This is a genomic window from Sandaracinobacter sp. T42 (assembly GCF_059115405.1).
The window spans coordinates 2,437,246-2,453,635 of record NZ_CM181101.1 but is presented as its reverse complement, the minus strand read 5'-3'; the positions used below and the strand labels follow the sequence as shown (position 1 = coordinate 2,453,635).

Annotated in this window: 16 protein-coding genes; 6 read left to right on the top strand and 10 right to left on the bottom strand. The window is 63.7% G+C overall.

Annotation, left to right across the window (positions count from 1 at the left end; all coding sequences use genetic code 11):
* Positions 1-330 precede the first annotated feature (330 nt).
* The 3 genes from ACW9TV_RS11940 to ACW9TV_RS11930 all read left to right on the top strand — a co-directional run bounded on the left by ACW9TV_RS11940 (position 331) and on the right by ACW9TV_RS11930 (position 4,182).
* A complete protein-coding gene (locus tag ACW9TV_RS11940; protein ID WP_494303689.1) occupies positions 331-1,380 on the top strand; it encodes a ribonucleotide-diphosphate reductase subunit beta in 1,050 nt (349 codons plus the stop codon).
* Positions 1,381-1,404: 24 nt separating this feature from the next.
* Complete coding sequence (locus ACW9TV_RS11935) at positions 1,405-3,063, top strand: ATP-dependent nuclease (protein ID WP_494303688.1); 1,659 nt, start codon at positions 1,405-1,407, stop codon at positions 3,061-3,063.
* 333 nt (positions 3,064-3,396) lie between these two features.
* Positions 3,397-4,182: a DUF2189 domain-containing protein gene (locus tag ACW9TV_RS11930; protein WP_494303687.1), complete on the top strand. Its 786-nt coding sequence runs from the start codon at positions 3,397-3,399 to the stop codon at positions 4,180-4,182.
* A gap of 9 nt (positions 4,183-4,191) precedes the next feature.
* Here ACW9TV_RS11930 and ACW9TV_RS11925 read toward each other — a convergent pair whose 3' ends face one another.
* From ACW9TV_RS11925 to ACW9TV_RS11900, 6 genes are all read right to left on the bottom strand, one after another.
* Positions 4,192-4,557 (bottom strand): hypothetical protein, encoded by a 366-nt coding sequence (locus ACW9TV_RS11925; protein ID WP_494303686.1) that lies wholly within the window; start codon positions 4,555-4,557, stop codon positions 4,192-4,194.
* Between the two features lie 86 nt (positions 4,558-4,643).
* Positions 4,644-5,315 (bottom strand): methyltransferase family protein, encoded by a 672-nt coding sequence (locus ACW9TV_RS11920; protein ID WP_494303685.1) that lies wholly within the window; start codon positions 5,313-5,315, stop codon positions 4,644-4,646.
* Positions 5,312-6,064: a sterol desaturase family protein gene (locus ACW9TV_RS11915; RefSeq protein WP_494303684.1), complete on the bottom strand. Its 753-nt coding sequence runs from the start codon at positions 6,062-6,064 to the stop codon at positions 5,312-5,314. Before ACW9TV_RS11915 ends, ACW9TV_RS11920 begins: the two co-directional genes overlap by 4 nt.
* 177 nt (positions 6,065-6,241) lie before the next feature.
* Positions 6,242-6,673, bottom strand: coding sequence for a hypothetical protein (locus ACW9TV_RS11910; protein ID WP_494303683.1), 432 nt, complete (start codon positions 6,671-6,673; stop codon positions 6,242-6,244).
* A 39-nt stretch (positions 6,674-6,712) separates the two neighbouring features.
* Positions 6,713-7,000: a type II toxin-antitoxin system RelE/ParE family toxin gene (locus ACW9TV_RS11905; protein WP_494303682.1), complete on the bottom strand. Its 288-nt coding sequence runs from the start codon at positions 6,998-7,000 to the stop codon at positions 6,713-6,715.
* The gene (locus ACW9TV_RS11900; RefSeq protein WP_494303681.1) at positions 6,997-7,347 is read right to left on the bottom strand and encodes a hypothetical protein; all 351 of its coding nucleotides are present in this window, start codon (positions 7,345-7,347) and stop codon (positions 6,997-6,999) included. Before ACW9TV_RS11900 ends, ACW9TV_RS11905 begins: the two co-directional genes overlap by 4 nt.
* 128 nt (positions 7,348-7,475) lie before the next feature.
* On the opposite strand from ACW9TV_RS11900, the gene ACW9TV_RS11895 reads away from it, so the two are divergent.
* The gene (locus ACW9TV_RS11895) at positions 7,476-9,737 is read left to right on the top strand and encodes a S9 family peptidase (protein ID WP_494303680.1); all 2,262 of its coding nucleotides are present in this window, start codon (positions 7,476-7,478) and stop codon (positions 9,735-9,737) included.
* 31 nt (positions 9,738-9,768) lie between these two features.
* Here the strand turns inward: ACW9TV_RS11895 and ACW9TV_RS11890 are convergent, their stop codons facing one another.
* Positions 9,769-10,284 (bottom strand): DUF1269 domain-containing protein, encoded by a 516-nt coding sequence (locus tag ACW9TV_RS11890; protein WP_494303679.1) that lies wholly within the window; start codon positions 10,282-10,284, stop codon positions 9,769-9,771.
* 159 nt (positions 10,285-10,443) lie between these two features.
* Here ACW9TV_RS11890 and ACW9TV_RS11885 point away from each other — a divergent pair, with 159 nt between their 5' ends.
* A complete protein-coding gene (locus tag ACW9TV_RS11885) occupies positions 10,444-11,568 on the top strand; it encodes a baeRF11 domain-containing protein (protein WP_494303678.1) in 1,125 nt (374 codons plus the stop codon).
* A gap of 103 nt (positions 11,569-11,671) precedes the next feature.
* On the top strand, positions 11,672-12,220 hold the full coding sequence (locus ACW9TV_RS11880; RefSeq protein ID WP_494303677.1) for a hypothetical protein: 549 nt from the start codon (positions 11,672-11,674) through the stop codon (positions 12,218-12,220).
* On the opposite strand, the gene ACW9TV_RS11875 is transcribed toward ACW9TV_RS11880, so the two are convergent.
* From ACW9TV_RS11875 to mgtA, 3 genes are all read right to left on the bottom strand, one after another.
* Positions 12,217-13,017 (bottom strand): enoyl-CoA hydratase/isomerase family protein, encoded by an 801-nt coding sequence (locus ACW9TV_RS11875; RefSeq protein ID WP_494303676.1) that lies wholly within the window; start codon positions 13,015-13,017, stop codon positions 12,217-12,219. The two genes, ACW9TV_RS11880 and ACW9TV_RS11875, sit on opposite strands and share 4 nt — an antisense overlap.
* Positions 13,018-13,093: 76 nt before the next feature.
* Positions 13,094-13,588, bottom strand: coding sequence for a GAF domain-containing protein (locus tag ACW9TV_RS11870; protein ID WP_494303675.1), 495 nt, complete (start codon positions 13,586-13,588; stop codon positions 13,094-13,096).
* Between the two features lie 175 nt (positions 13,589-13,763).
* Positions 13,764-16,316, bottom strand: coding sequence for a magnesium-translocating P-type ATPase (gene mgtA / locus ACW9TV_RS11865; RefSeq protein ID WP_494303674.1), 2,553 nt, complete (start codon positions 16,314-16,316; stop codon positions 13,764-13,766).
* Positions 16,317-16,390 lie beyond the last annotated feature (74 nt).

Below are 16,390 nucleotides of genomic sequence, written 5' to 3'. Positions count from 1 at the left end.
AGCGACCGGCCGGCGGGTTGTCCGGGCAGGCCGCTCGGGCGGCTTTGCCGACCCGACGGCCTGCGCGGACAAGCCCGTCCGACGACTCCCGCGCAACGCCCCCGGCGCAGCGCCGCAAATCCCGCACCCCCCGGGTTGTCGCCCTGCCCATGCCCGCAAGCCGCTGACATGCCCGTGCCGCCGCGTCGCCGCCACGCCGTCCTCGCCACCGCCACGCTCCTCAGGCTGGCGCGCCTGCGCCGCCTGAAGCCGCTGAAGGGCCGCCCGGCCCCTTCCCGCCGGCGGCTCTCTGTTCTATATTCGTTCTCGCATTCCCAAGGATAACCGCCCATGTCCCTTCTCGAAGCCTCCCGCGTCTACAAGCCCTTCGAATACCCCTGGGCCTATGATTTCTGGAAACGTCAGCAACAGCTGCACTGGCTGCCGGAAGAAGTGCCGCTGGGCGAAGATTGCCGCGATTGGGCGCAGAAGCTGCACGAGCATGAGCGCAACCTGCTCACCCAGATCTTCCGCTTCTTCACCCAGGCCGATGTGGAAGTGCAGGATTGCTACCACGAAAAATATGGCCGGGTGTTCAAGCCCACCGAAATCAAGATGATGCTCACCGCGTTCAGCAACATGGAAACGGTGCACATCGCCGCCTATTCGCACCTGCTCGATACGATCGGCATGCCCGAATCCGAATATTCCGCCTTCCTCAGCTACAAGGAAATGCGGGACAAGCATGATTATCTCGCCACCTTCGGGGTGGATAGCGATCAGGATATCGCCCGCACGCTGGCGATGTTCGGCGGCTTCACCGAAGGGCTCCAGCTCTTCGCCAGCTTCGCCATGCTGATGAACTTCCCGCGCTTCAACAAGATGAAGGGCATGGGCCAGATCGTCAGCTGGTCGGTGCGCGATGAAAGCCTGCACTGCGAAGGCATCACCCGCCTGTTCCACGCCTTCTGCGCCGAACGGCAATGCCTCACGAAATCGGTGCGGGATGATATCAGCGATATCTGCCAGAAGACCGTCCGTCTGGAAGACGCCTTCATTGATCTCGCCTTCGAAATGGGCCCGGTGCCCGGCATGTCCGCGAAGGAGATCAAGAAATACATCCGCTTCATCGCGGACTGGCGGCTGAAGCAGCTGGGCCTGCAACCCATCTACCTGATCGATGAACACCCGCTGCCCTGGCTGCAACCGCTGCTGAACGGGGTGGAACACGCCAACTTCTTCGAAACCCGCGCGACGGAATATTCCAAGGCCGCAACCAAGGGCAACTGGAACGAGGTGTGGGAGAATTTCGACCGCCGCCAGGCCGCGAAGGTGGAAACACCCGCGAACGACGGAGTGGTCGAGGCGGATTTGCTGGGCGGGGTTGGGGCTGCGGAGTGATACTCAAAAGCTGGGGATGATCTTGTGTTTGTTCGCGCACTGGAAATACAGAATTACAAGTCTATCGAATCGGCATCGCTGAATTTTCAGCATCGATACGCAACAATTTCTGGAAGAAACGATAGCGGTAAGTCCAATATTTTCAGTGCTATGCGCATTCTATTCGGCGGTAGACGAATGTACTATCGAGAAAGAATGGAGATCGATTTTGATACCGATTTTCCCAGATGGAAGACTTCCCTAGATTCCGAAGCTATAACATTGTCTGGAATCATAGAACTTGATCCTAACAACGACGCAGCTATTACAGGTTTTGTCAGAAAAAACCTAGGAATCGATGATTCTGTTCCAATCAATGAGTTTCGCCTGTCGCTCGTTCAAAAAAAAGACCAGCAGCCAACAATTACGATTACGGTAGGCGAGCTGACTTTTTCTGATAAGAATGCGACAGAAGTATGGAAAAAAGTGAAGTCGTCAAAGTCAATAATATTTCACAATTCAACAAGCGACAATCCATACTTCCCCTTCGATGCAGTCGGTGACATTTCTGATATTGCTGAAGGTGTTTCTAAAGCAATCAGACAATCTCGCGTGGAAATTGAAAAAAAGATAAAGCGCTTAACTGCAAGCAAGCAATCAGAAATTCAGGATATTATTGGTAGGCTTGGAGATCGTTATACTGTTTCAATTGAGTTGCCTCAGTTTGAAACATATGTTCCATTCAATCTGGCCTTAGGCGATTCAAAGGCATCCGTTCCCCTCGAATTTTGGGGGAGCGGAACTCGAAACAAGACTAAGATAGTTCTTAGTCTAATTCAGGCATCTCAACTTAAATCTTCTGAGGATGTAACTGAGCGTATTGTGCCTATTGTAGTTATTGAGGAGCCAGAAAGTTTCTTGCACCCGTCGGCGCAGGGGGATTTTGCAAATCTTCTGATGGGGTTAGCGGAAGAGCTCCAAGTTCAAATTATAATTGCCACGCACAGCCCTTATATGCTTAACTCAGTACAGCCTGACGCAAACATTTTGCTGGATAGGGCGCGCTACAGAAAAACTCTCGGTCCAACAATCGTCTCGCCCATCACAGATAAAGATTGGACTCGGCCTTTTGCTACAATGCTTGGGCTTTCTGAGCCTTCGCTATCGCCCTGGCACGATATTTTTGCAAGTAGAGGAAAGTGCCTTCTTCTCGTGGAGGGCGATCTCGATGTAGGGTACTTGGAGTTGCTAAAGAATGTAGCGCATGGCTCAAATTGCATGCCAGAAAGTGTAATGATCCTTCCATATGGAGGAAAGGATAATATCAAGACTGGTCTGCCTCTTAAAATTATACAGAATATGGGCGGAAGGATTGCAGTTACTGCTGACTTGGACGCGGAGCGTGAAATAACTTCAGTATTGTCTGGTATTGGACTTAGGAAGGGACATGATCTATTTTTTGTTGGAAAAGATGTTGAAGGAAAGAGGTGTATTGAGGGGCTAGTACCTGACAGAATTAGGTCGTCTGTATTTGGGGCAAATCCAGATGAGGTTTCCAAGCTAATGGATCCAAAATCTTCTAAGTCTGCAAAGTCCAGAATCAAGAAGATGATACTGGAAGAATTTAAAGCGAAAGCGTCGCCGGGTTCAGACTATGCCGATTTTTATCCGCTTGTTAAATCAATTAGGAAGTTATTTTCTTGAGCCAATCCGGTAGACTTATGCAGACTGGGTAGAATTCTGGGAGAATTCCGGGTGTAGTATGCTAATTATCCGCTTCCTCAACCGTTTCCATACAGGGCCAATGGCAGTAAAATTCTCCAACAAATCCAACAGTCATTGCCCCTAAGCCTCTGAAAACAAAGTGTAGGGCAATGTTCCACGTGGAACAACCAATCTGGTTATTCCCTGTCACACGGTTCCCCGCCGTCTGATCCAGATCAAGTTCCGTCCCCGCCGCCCATGCCATCATCCGTGAAAATGCGCGCAAACTGCGCCCGGCCGGGGAGGGCCGGTGAAAAGGGGAAGGGAAGGGCAATGCCGGATCTCGATTCTGCGCCGGTCGCACCGGTTTCGGTCGCCACCAATCTGCAACTGGCCGATCTCGGCTCGGCGCTGGCGGCCGGCTGGCGGGATTATCGCGCCCATCCAGCCTACGGGCTCTTCTTCGCCGGCGTCTATGTGCTGGCCGGCTATGCGCTCTATCACGCGCTCTTCACCCGCGGCGAACCGGGCTGGCTGGTGCTGGCCGCCGCCGGCTTCCCCCTCGTCGCCCCCTTCACCGCCGTCGGCCTCTACGAAGTCAGCCGCCGCCGCGAAGCCGGCCTTCCCGTCAGCTGGGGCGCGGTGCTCGGCGCGGTGCGCGGGCGCGGCGACGATCAGATCGGCATGATGGGCTTCATCCTGTTCATGGCCTTCGGCCTGTGGCTGTTCATCGCCCACGGCATCTTCGCCATCTTCATGTCCAACGCCAGCGTCGGCGCCGCCACGCCGGAACTGTTCCTGCGCGGCCCCGGCCTCGCCATGCTGCTCGTCGGCAGCCTCGCCGGCGCGCTGCTGGCGCTCGCCTTCTTCGCCATCACCGTCGTCAGCCTGCCCATGCTGGTGGACCGGCGGGTGGATTTCATCACCGCCATCATCGTCAGCCTGGGCGTCGTCCGCTCGAACAAGGCCGTGATGATCGGCTGGGCCCTACTGGTCGCAACGCTCCTGTTCCTCGCCATGCTGCCGATGTTCCTGGGCCTGCTGCTGATCCTGCCGCTGCTCGGCCACGCAACCTGGCACCTCTACCGCAGGGCAGTCACCCCGTCGGGCCTTGGCTGAACCGGCTTCCTATCCCTTGAAGCGGGCCGCGATCCGCACGATGATGTCACGGCAGGCGCCTTCCCACGAACCGTCGATTTCCTTGCCGATCCAGTCGGAAATCTCGCTGTCCGCCCCCAGCAGCCGCCCCAGCCCGCCCCGCTTGATCGACATGTCGATGATGGGGCTGAACGGCCCGGATCGGATGCTGAACTTCACCTGATCATCCGGCCGGAACCGCAACTGGTGCGAAATCTGCCCCCGCACCTCGAACGTGCCGCCGGCCTGGCCGGAAACCCGTAGCGGGTGGATGTTGAACTTGTGCCGCCCCCCATGCCGCACATCCTTCACCTCAATGCCCCGCAGCGCATCCGTGATCGCCTGCTCCACAGTCATGAAAGGCCTCCCCGCCACTTCAATCCCGCATTAATCATAACGCATCAGGCCAAAGAGACGAAGCCGGCGGAAGAAGCCGGGCCGTGTCAGGCTGCGGCGGAAGCGGCCAGGCGCACGCGCGGCACGATCATGGGCACCCGGGCGGCATAGCCGTCATAATCCGGGAAGGCGGCGCGCAGCACCCGCTCCTCATGCTGCATGCGGCGGAACTGGAAGAAGAAATGTACCGCGCCCACCAGCACGGCCCAGGGGTTCCAGTGCGCCAGGATTATACCCACGGTCACCAACCCTTCGAAAAGGTAAAGGGGGTGGCGCACCAGGCCATAAGGCCCGCCCGTAACCAGTTCGCGGGCCGCCGCCATCACCGCAAAGCTGCGGCCCAGGAAATGCAGGCTCCACAGCGATCCGGCGACACCGATGATCATCAGCAGGTTCGAAATCGAAAGCACCAGCGATCCGGGTGTGCCGCTGGGCACCCACAGCAGCAGGATCAGCGTGAACGTCCCCGCAATGGCGACCGCCCTCGGTTCCCAGCCGGATGCACTGGTGCGCGGCGGTAGCCGCCGGATCGTCAGCGAAATCACCATCGCCACGAACAGCAGGCTCAGCGACTGGTTGATCAGATCCACGATCAGCCCGTCGGGCCGCTCGGGCAGGGAAAGCAGGCCCATCAGGCCCCGGATCTTGCCCAGCAGCACCCAGCCGAAGCTGAGCAGCAGAAGCGACTTGCCGATAAGGTCTTCAGTGCGCGCGTTCATTTTGCCGGATACCCCTTTCGCGGAAACAGCCCCAGGAATGGCCAGGCCAGCTGGCGAAGATAATCGGATGGAACCGGATCTGCCGCCCCATAACCCTCGGGAAAGGACTCGGGCAGGCGCAATGTCCCGAGCAGCCGGTCCCAGATCAGCGTCTGCCCGCCGAAGTTCCGGTCAAACGCGGCATGTTCGGCGGCATGATGCCAATGATGAAAATGCGGCGAAGCAACCAGCCACTCCAGCGGCCCCAGCCGCAGCCGCGTGTTCGCGTGCAGCAGATGGGAATGAACGAAATAGATCAGCGCATGCAGCGCGATCACGTCTGTTGAAAATCCCAACGCGAACAGTGGCAGCAGCGACAACGAGCTGCTGGCCAGCTGGTCGACAGGATGCACCCGGTGCGCTGCCAGCCAGTCCAGATCTTCGATCGAATGGTGAATGGCGTGGAACCGCCACAGTAAGGGCACGCTGTGGAACAACCGATGGTGCACATAAAAGCCAAGATCCGCGATCAGGATCGCGATCGGCAGCTGAACCCAGATCGGCAGGCCACCCACCTGTGCCTGAAGCGCATCGGGAACCGTGCGGTCGATCACCGTCAGCGCCAGCGCCAGCAGGCCCAGGAACAGAAAACGGATCAGAAGCCCGTTGACCAGCAGATAGACGCTGTCCGTCACCCAGTGGCGGCGAAAGATTCCCTGTTCCGGCCGGTTCGGCAGCAGCCGTTCCAGCGGAACGAAAATCAGCAGCAAGACGAGAATTTGCCGCCAGTCCATATGAAGCAACCCAGCCCTTTTTCTTTTGTTCTTGTGGGTTGGTTAACATCCTTCAACCAACACGGCAATATCAATCGACATCGACCGCCGGGGTGGTCACGGCCGAAACGTGAAGGATTGTAGCAGGGCCGGAGTTCCCGGAACGGGCCCGCCTCAGCTTTCGCCCGCGATTGCCGCCAGCTGCTTTCGCACGCCCGCCAGCCATTCGCGCAGGGTCTTGATCCAGCCCTGCAGCTTCTTCAGCAGGTCGCCCGATGTCAGCGTCGCGCCGCGCAGGTCGGCCACGGCGACATAGCGATCCAGCTGCTCCAGCAGGCTGTCCAGCAATTCCGCCTGCCGCGATGTGGCCCACAGGGCGCTGTCCTCGAACCCGTTGTCGCGCAGGCCTTCCAGTGCAGAAAGGATATGCGCGGTCAGCCGTTGCAGCCGGGTCTGAACGCCATCCACATCCTCGTAAAGGCCATATTGCCCGGAAAGCCCCTGGAAGCTTTCAAGTTCGGTGCTGATCACCTTGTCCAGAACCCTGGAAAAACCCAGGAAATCGGCCGCCACCACTTCAAGCGCCCGAACGCCATCATTGCCCATGCACTGCCTCCATTCCGGCCGTGCCTAGCGCAAGATCGGTCAGGCGGAAACCGTGTCGGGCAGGATCCTCAGCACCACGATCCCTTCGCCGTCGATCTCGTAATAGATCACATGCTTGCGGAAGGGCAGGCTGCGCGTGCGTTCGTCGATCGCCGGTTCGGCGCGGCCGTTCATGGGAAAGCGCGCCAGCTGCTGCAGGGCTTCCTTCAGCCCCTCGCAATAGCTGCGCGCGGCATCCTCGCCGAAAAAACGGAATTCATGCGCGACCTGCGCGAAGATTTCGGACAGATCCTTTTCCGCCCGGATGGTGAGCTTCAGCACGTTCATGCCGCGCGCGGCTGCCGCTGCATCAGCGCACGGGCAAGAATCCCGTCGATGGAGGCATAGGAGGCCCCGCTCGCCCGGCCCTCGCGGATGGCTTCACGCATCCTGTCGCGGCCGGGGCGGGGCATTTCGGCCAGCAGCCGTTCCAGCAGCCCGTCGGGGGCTTCCATCGAAACGCCGGAGGCGCGGGCTTCCTGGATGGCCCTGCGGCGAAAGCGCTGCCGGTCCGTACGGATCCGGTCTTCGGCAACCAGCTGGGCGAGATAGGCGTTGAGGTTCACAGCCCGGCCATTATCGACCTGCTGCTCCGCCCATCCCATCAAATGCTCTGGCAGCGGCAAATTGCCCATGGTCCGAACCCCTTGCCACTCAATGTGAGCAAGCGAATCGCAAAGTCAACGGCGTCCCCCGCGCAATTAACCACATAATGCTGCATCGCCGCATGAACATCGGCGGCGGTAACCAATAATATCCGGAAATGCTTGAACTCGGGCGCGGATCGGGCCACGCGATCGGCATGAAGACCCTGCTGATGTCCGCCCTCCTGCTGGCCGCCGCGCCTGTCCTTTCCCAGCCGGTTCCTGCCCAGCCGGTGCAACCGCTCACGCTGGAACGGCTGTTCGCCAACCCGCCCCTGCTTGGAACACCGCCGCGCGCGCTGACCATCGCGCCGGATGGCCGCCACATCGCCTGGCTTCAGCCCCGCGCGGACGATCAGCTTCGCTACGACCTCTGGGTGGAGGATGTCGCTTCCGGCCGCCGCCGGATGGCGGTTGACAGCCTGGCCCTTTCCGCTGGGGCCGCGCAGCTTTCGGAAGCCGAACTGATGCGCCGGGAACGGGCGCGCCTCGCCTCTGTGCGGGGCATCGTGGACTATCATTGGTCCCCCGATGGGGAGACCCTGCTGGTGCCGCTGGATGGGGATATCTGGCTGGCGCCGCTGCAGGGCGCGCCCCGGCGACTGACCGAGACGGACGCGACGGAGATCGACGCGAAGCTGAGCCCCAAGGGCAGCCACGCCAGTTTCGTGCGGGATCAGAACCTGTTCGTGACGGCGCTTTCGACCGGCAGGGAACGGGCGCTGACGACGGGCGGCGGCGGGCTTGTCAGCTATGGCGTCGCGGAATTCGTGGCGCAGGAGGAAATGGGCCGGATGACGGGCCAATGGTGGGCGCCGGATGACCGCCGCATCGCCGTGGCCCGTGTGGATGAAACCCCGGTGAAGGTTGCCGTGCGGGCCGCCATCGGATCCAGCGGAACCCAGGTGACCGAACAGCGATATCCCTTCGCCGGAACGCCCAACGCACTGGTTTCCTTGGAAATCCACAGCATTTCGGGCGATGCGCCGGTGCAGGTGGATCTGGGCCCGGACCGCGACATCTATCTGGCCCGCGTCAACTGGCTGAACCCGGATCAGCTGATCGTCCAGCGCCAGTCCCGCGATCAGAAGCGGCTGGATCTGCTGCTGGTGGAGGCCGCAACCGGCAAATCCCGTGTGTTGCTGACGGAAACCGCCGACACCTGGATCAACCTGCACGACAGCCTGAAGCCGCTGGCGGATGGCCGGCGCTTCCTGTGGGCGTCGGAACGGTCCGGCTTTCGCCACCTGTATCTGTGGGACGGCGCGAAGCTGAACGCTGTTACGGCCGGGGACTGGCCGGTGGACGAACTGCTGGCGGTGGATGAGGCGGCCGGCACCATCCTGTTCACAGGCTTCCGCGAGACGCCGATGGAAAAGGCGCTGTATCGCATCCGCCTGTCCGGCGGTGCGGTGGAACGGCTGACGGCGCCGGGCGGCTGGACGGAAAGCGTGGCGGACCGGACAGGCTCGACGCTGCTGCTGACCGGCTCCACCCCGACGCAGCCGTCCACCGTGGTCCTTGCCACCACTGCGGGCGGGCCGCTGGATATCCGCCGGCAGGTGAGCCCGGCCGATTTTCCCTATGCCGCCAACCTTCCGGCCCATGCCGCGCCGCGCTTCGGCACGCTGAAGGCCGCTGACGGCAAGACGGACCTCCATTATGCGCTGACGATGCCGCCCGGCCTGAAGCCCGGCGCGCGCGCGCCCGTGTTCTTCGAAATCTATGCCGGCCCCGGCGTGCGGCGCGTGCGCCATGCCTTCGGCACGATGCTGCACCAGTATCTGCTGCAGCAGGGCTGGGCGGTGTTCCAGGTGGAAGGGCGGGGTACGCCCGATCGCGGCACCGCCTTCGAGGCGCCGATCCATCTGCGGCTGGGTTTCCCGGAAGTGGACGACCAGATGGCGGCGCTGGGCTGGCTGAAGGCGCAGCCGGGGATCGATCCCGGCCGGGTGGCGATCTATGGCTGGTCCTATGGCGGTTACATGGTGCAGCGGTTGCTGACGAAGCACCCCGGTGCGTTTGCGGCGGGGGTTTCAGGCGCCCCGGTGACGGACTGGCGGCTGTATGACACCCACTATACCGAACGCTATCTGGGCAATCCCGCCAGCGATCCGGCGCCCTATGTGGCCGGCGACGTGACAAGGGACGCAGCCGCGCTGTCGGACCCGCTGCTGATTATCCACGGCCTTGCCGACGACAATGTGGTGTTCGACCATTCCGCCCGCGTGATGGCCGCCTATCAGAAGGCGGGCCGGCCGTTCGAAACCATGGTCTATCCCGGCCAGACCCACGCGATCCGCGATCCGGCCCTGCAACAGCATCTGTGGCGGACGATCCTGGCCTTCCTGGACCGCACGGTGAAGGCGAAGGGCCGCTGACGGCCCTTCGCTTCGCCCGGAGGCCCGGGTATCAGGCGCCGTGCGCCTTCAGCGCTTCCACCAGCTTCGCTTCCTGTTCGTTCGACAGCGAGGTGTTCAGCACGCGCGGGTTCCAGGGCTGGATCGCGTCCACCACCTTGTCCATCGTGACTTCCCGCACCAGCACGAACAGCGCGGAGGAGTTGTTGAGGATGGTTTCCGACAGTTTCTTCACGAACTCGTCGTTCACGCCATAATCCATCAGGCTGCCGGAAAGCGCACCTGCGCCGGCCCCGGTCGCGGCGCCGATCGCCATGCCCGCCAGCGGGTTCAGGAACAGCAGGCCGACCAGCGTGCCCCAGAAGGCGCCGGAAAGCCCGCCCGAAGTCGCGCCAAGCGCGGTCAGGTTCAGCGCCTGCTTGATGTGCACCTTGCCCTCCGCGTCCCGCTCCACGACGACGGCGTCTTCCAGATCGATCAGATGTTCGGCCTTCAGCCCGCGAACCTTGTTCAGCACTTCGTCCGCGGCGGTGACGCCATCGAAACCGAGAACCACCAGTTGTCCCATATCGCATGCTCCTGTTCGGGGGGATTTTCGCTTCAAGACGAAGCCATGATTCCGATCCTTTGCCGCAATCCTGTTGCGGAACCATGATATAGCGCAAGGCCAATTGCGGCCGGGGCGGCCAGAAGGACTGCAACAGAAGCAGAACCGAAGGAGCACCCGATGCTGTTGCATGTCGACATTCCGACCGAGACCGATCTTCGCACGCTTGCGGACGCAAGGAACCCTGCGAGCGTTTCGATCTTCCTGCCGACGACGCCGGTTGCCGGCGAGATTTCGGGCGACCGCATCGTGCTGAAGAATCTGGCGACCGAGGCGCTGGGCCAGCTGGAATCGGCCGGCCATTCCAAGAAAGCCCGCGACGCGATCGGGGACGCGCTGGCCGAGCTTGTGGAGGACGATGATTTCTGGCGGTTCCAGGCCCACAGCCTGGCGGTCTATGCGACGCCCGACAGCGTGCGCACCTTCCGCGTGCCGAATGCCCTGACGCCGGCCATCGATGTCGCGGATCGTTTCCACCTGAAGCCGCTGCTGCGCGCGGTGACCTTCGGGCAGGGGGCCTATGTGCTGGCGCTGTCGCTGGGCCATGTGCGCCTGCTGCAGCTGACGGCGGAGCAACCGGCGACCGAGGTGAAGCTGCACGATCTGCCGAAGAGCGCGACCGATGCGCTGGGCGTGGCCTCTCTGGGTGTGGGCACGGAAAGCCGCCGCAGCGACACGGCCGCGGGGCAGCGGGCGCGGCTGGTGCAGTTCTGCCGCATCGTGGACCGGGCGCTGCGGCCGTATCTGGCGGGCAAACATGTGCCCCTGTTCCTGGCCGCCGACACGGCGATCGGCGCCATCTATCGCAGCGTTTCGAGCTACCCGCACCTTGTCCCCTTCGGCATCGACAAGACCCCGGAATCGCTGAGCGACAGCGGAATTTCCGAGGAAGCGCGGCGGCTGCTGGACCGGCTGCATGCCGAAGAGGTGGCCGCGCTGAAGGCCGAGTTCGCGGATCGCAAGGGCAGTGGCCGGTCGACGGCCGACATCGACCAGGCCGCGCGTGCCGCCACGCAGGGTGCGGTGCAGACGCTGCTGGTGGACATCGACCGGTTGGTGCCGGGGTTCGTGGACGATGAAACCGGCGCGGTGACCTTCGCGGAGGCCAATGACGCTGCCGCCTATGGGGTGGTGGACGAGGTGGCGCGGCGGGCGCTGCAATCGGGCGCGCGGGTGATGGCGGTTCGCGCCGCCGACCTGCCGACCGACAGCCCGGTTGCGGCCATCCTTCGCTGGGCGGCCTGACGGCGTCGTTCGGGGCGGGGGCGGAAGGGCGCGGGCCGCAAGCGGCTTGCGCCTTTTCCGCTTCGCCCTACCATGGGCGGAAACAGCAAGAAGGCAGGGTGTGATGAACTGGCAGGTGAGGACGGTGCTGGCGGGTGTGCTGGCGGCCATCGGGCTTTATGTGACGTTCAATCCGGTTTCGATCACCACGCTGGTGGCCGGAATCATTCCCTGGCTGCTGGTGGGCGCGGGCGCGATCTATCTGCTGGGCGTGCTGCTGCGGAAGCGGGTGCGGCCGCTGACGATGATCCTGCCCGGGCTTGTGGGTGTGTTCCTGGTCTATGCCGGGCTGTCCCTGAAGTTCGGGGATCCGCGCGCCGTGGGTCCGGTGGGGCTGCCCTTCCTGTTCGCGCTGCTGCTGGTGGGCGGCGGGCTCGCCAAGCTGCTGAGCGTGCCGGGGTATCGCAAATCCCGCTATTTCCTTCTGCTGCTGGGATCGGGCGTGATTTCGGTGGTGCTGGGGCTGATCACCCTGTTCAACTGGGCGGACGTATCCGCCGGTTTCCTTGGCGTGGTGCTGGGGCTGGAACTGATCGCGGATGCCGCCTTCCTGACCGGCCTTGCCCTGCGCGAGCGGGACAAGGAGGAGGCCAGGGAGACGCTGGGGCTTTAAAGGTAGTTCGGCTTCCGCTTTTCCAAGAAGGCCTTCACCCCTTCGGCAAAATTCTCGTCGCGGGCGGTAAGCACCTGGTTCCTGTCTTCCATGGCGATCACGGCTTCGAGGCCGCCGGCATCGATCGAGTGGTTCAGCGCATCCTTGGTGAGGCGCAGGCCCAGCGGGCTGGCGTGGAGCATTTCCTCTGCCAGGGCGCGGCCATGGGCGGCCAGATCGGCGGGATCGACGACGGCGGAGGCGAGGCCCAGCTGCTGCGCGCGGTCAGGGGTGAAGAAGCGGCCCGTCAGCATATATTCGGAGGCGACCGACGAGCCGACCATGCGGGGCAGGAAATAGGACACCCCGATGTCGCAGGCGGACAGGCCGATGCGGATGAAGGCCGCGTTCATCTTCGCCGTGGGCGTGAGAATGCGGACATCGGAGGCGAGCGCGACGGCGAACCCCCCGCCCGAGGCCGGGCCGTTCACCAGCGCGATGATGGGCTGCGGGCAGCGGCGCATCGCGATCACGATTTCCGCGATCCGGCGCTGGCCGTCCAGGCCTTCCCCGGTGCTGCCCCCGCCGCCGGTGTTCCACGACTTGAGGTCGAGCCCGGCGCAGAAGGCGCGGCCCGCGCCGGTGAGGACCACGACGCGCACGTCGCGCCGCCAGTAGAGCCCGGTGAACAGGTCGCGCAGGCTGTTCACCAGCGCATTGTCCATCGCGTTCAGGCTTTCGGGCCGGTTCAGCGTGACGAACAGGATATCGCCTTCGCGGCGGGTGAGGACGGGGCCCTCTGTCAGGTCGGCGGTCATGCGGTGCAGTCTCCCTCTGATCCGGGAGGGATAGGCCCGACCGCGCGGCTTGAAACCCCGCGAAGGGGAGAGGCTGTCAGCTTTCGCCGGCGGCCAGCAGCACGGCCATCAGCCGTTCCATGCCAGCCTGATCCTCGGCCGTGAAGCGGTTGGGGGTGGGGCTGTCGAGATCGAGGACGCCGAAGATCCGCCCATCGCGCCGCAGCGGAACGACCAGTTCCGAGCGGGAGTCCGCATCGCAGGCGATGTGGCCGGGGAAGGCATGGACATCGGGCACCAGGATGGTCGTGCCGCGTTCCACGGCCGCGCCGCAGACGCCCTTGCCGGGCGCGATCCGGGCGCAGGCGGGCTTGCCCTGGAACGGGCCGACGACGAGATCGCCGGTTGCGGCTTCGACATAGTAGAAGCCCGCCCAGTTCAGATCGGGCACCTGATGGAAGATCAGCGCGGCGCAGTTGGCGGCGTTGGCGATTGCATCGGGTTCGCCCGCGATCAGGCCGGCGAGCTGGGCTTCCAGTTCGGCGTAGAAGGCGGGGCCAGACAGGGCGGCGAGATCGGTGGCCTGATACATGTTCCGGGCTTTGTTCGTGAAGGTGGGTGGAAGCCGTCCGTGTCGCCGGGCCTTTGACCATCCATCGGGAAGGATGGGCCCTGCCGACATGCAGACAGCTGAGGGAACAGGAATTGACGGGGCGATAACAGGGAATGGGGGGCGCGACAACGGGGCAGGGCGGCCAGGCGGCCGATCATCCGGTGGATCGCTGAGGGCTTTGGCGGCCGGGCGCCGGACGGCGCATCGCCAGCCGCTTCAGGGCCTCCGCCGCCAGCAGATAGATCGCCACCAGCGCGGCAATGGTCAGCACAATGGCCGGCGCCGGGGCCGAGAAGCCGGTGAGACGGGCGAGCGGCAGGAAGGGGAGGGCCAGTGCGACCAGCAGGCAGCCGAGCGCCGAGGCGACCAGCGCGGGATGCGGCCAGTCCCGCCAGAAGGGCCGGCTGGTGCGGATGATGAAGACAACCAGGATCTGTGTCGCCATCGATTCCATGAACCATGCCGCGCGGAACGTTTCGACATCGACATCGAACAGCATCAGCAGCGTTGCGAAGGTCGCGATGTCGAACAGCGAGGACAGCGGCCCCATCACCAGCGTGAAGCGCACGACGGCCGACATGTCCCAGGCTTCCGGCCGTTCGATGTCGCGCGGGTCGGCGCGATCCAGCGGAATGCCCGCCTGCGAGATGTCGTAAAGGATGTTGTTCAGCAGCACCTGAACGGCGGTGAGCGGCAGGAAGGGCAGGACCAGCGAGGCCAGCGCCATGGTGAGCATGTTGCCGAAGTTGGAACTGGTGCCCATCCGGATGTATTTCATCACGTTGGCGTAGGTGCGCCGGCCCTCCATGGCGCCATCGGCCAGCACGTTCAGATCCGGCGCGAGCAGGATCATGTCGGCGGCTTCGCGGGCGACATCGGTGGCGCTGTCAACCGAAAGGCCGACATCGGCGGCCCGGATCGCGGGCGCGTCATTGATGCCGTCGCCGAGGAAGCCGACGGTGTGTCCGCGCGCCTTCAGCGCCTTGACGATGCGCAGCTTCTGATCGGGCGTGATGCGTGCGAACAGATCGACGTCCTCGACGCGCGCGGCCAGGGCGTCGTCGGACAGGGCGGCGATGTCCTCGCCCGTCAGCAGGGTCCCGGCCGGCAGATCAAGCGCCCGGGCCACATGCGCAACCACCAGCCCGGCATCGCCTGAAATCACCTTGATGCGGATGCCGCCGGCTTCCAGCCGGGCGATGGCACCGCGGGCGCTTTCCTTGGGCGGATCGACGAACACGCACAGGCCGGCGAAAACCAGACCGGCGTCGTCGTCGGTGTCGATGCGGGTGCGTCCGGCGGCTTCCTTCCAGGCCACCGCCAGCATGCGCAGCCCCTGCCCGGCAAGGTCGTCATGCCGGGCACGGATGCCGGCTTTCAGCCTGTCGTCCATCGCCACCACGCCGGCCGGGGTTTCCGCGCGATCGCACAGCGCCAGCACGGTTTCCGGCGCGCCCTTGACGATTTCCACCCGCTCGCCGGCCTGCTCGGCCAGCACCGAGACGCGCCGCCGCTCGAAATCGAAGGGGCGCTCATCAAGTTTGCGCCAGCCATCGAGCACCTGGCCTGACTGATGCGCCAGCAGGGCTTCGTCCAGCGGGCTCTTCAGCCCGGTCTCGAACCGGGCGTTGACGGCGGCGAGGAGCGCCACCCTGTCGCTGTCGGCGCCGTCGATGCCGGGATGGCCTGTCATGCGGATGTGCGCTTCCGTCAGCGTGCCGGTCTTGTCGGTGCACAGAATGTCCATCTGGCCCAGATCGTGGATGGCCGACAGCCGCTTCACCACCACCTTCCTGCCGGCCATGCGGCGCGCGCCCTGCGCCAGCGCCACCGTCACCACCATCGGCAGCAGTTCAGGTGTCAGCCCCACGGCAAGCGCCATCGCAAACAGGAAGGAGTCCAGCGGCGGGCGGCCCAGCGCCAGATGCGCCAGCAGCACGAACAGCACCAGGAACACGACCAGCCGCATGATCAGCAGGCCCAGCCTGTGAAGGCCGCGTTCAAAGGCGGTGGGCGGCTCGGCATCGGCCAGCGAGCGGGCGATGCCGCCGAAAAGCGTGCGGCCGCCCGTCGTCACCACCAGCATCCGGATGTTGCCGCCGATCACCGGGCTGCCCTGGAGGACGAGGTTGGGCGCGTCCGCCATATCCGCATCGGGCGACGGATCCGGCCGCTTGGCAACCGGATAGGGCTCTCCTGTCAGGGCGGCCTGATTCACCTGGGCCGCCGTCGCGGAAAGCACGATTCCATCGGCGGGCACCAGATCCCCGGCCGCCAGATCCACGATGTCGCCCGGCACGATCCCGTCCACCGGAAGCTCGGCCGGGCTGCCGTCGCGCAGAACGACGGCTTTCAGCGCGATCGCGCGTTTCAGCGCTTCGGCCGTGGCCTGCGCGCGGCTTTCCTGCACCATGTCCAGGATGTTCGAGAGCAGCACCATCGACACGATGATGGTGAAGCTGACCATGTCGCCGGTGGCCCCCGCCACGGCCGAGGCCGCCAGCAGGATTGCAACCAGCGGGTTCGCGAGGCGTCGGCCAAGGTCGGCCAGCAGGCGCCGGCGCCTGCGCCCGTCGATCCGGTTCGGGCCGAAGGCCGCGAGCCGCCTTGCCGCTTCGCCGCCGGCAAGCCCGGAGTCGCCGGCATCGAGGGCCGCCATCACGTCGGCGGCCGCCAACCGCCAGTATGTGTCCGGCAAAGGCGTCATGCCGGATACGCTCCTCCCGGCCGGTTCCCTGACGAGCGGGCCTGCTTCAGATCGGGATGCAGGCTATCATGGCT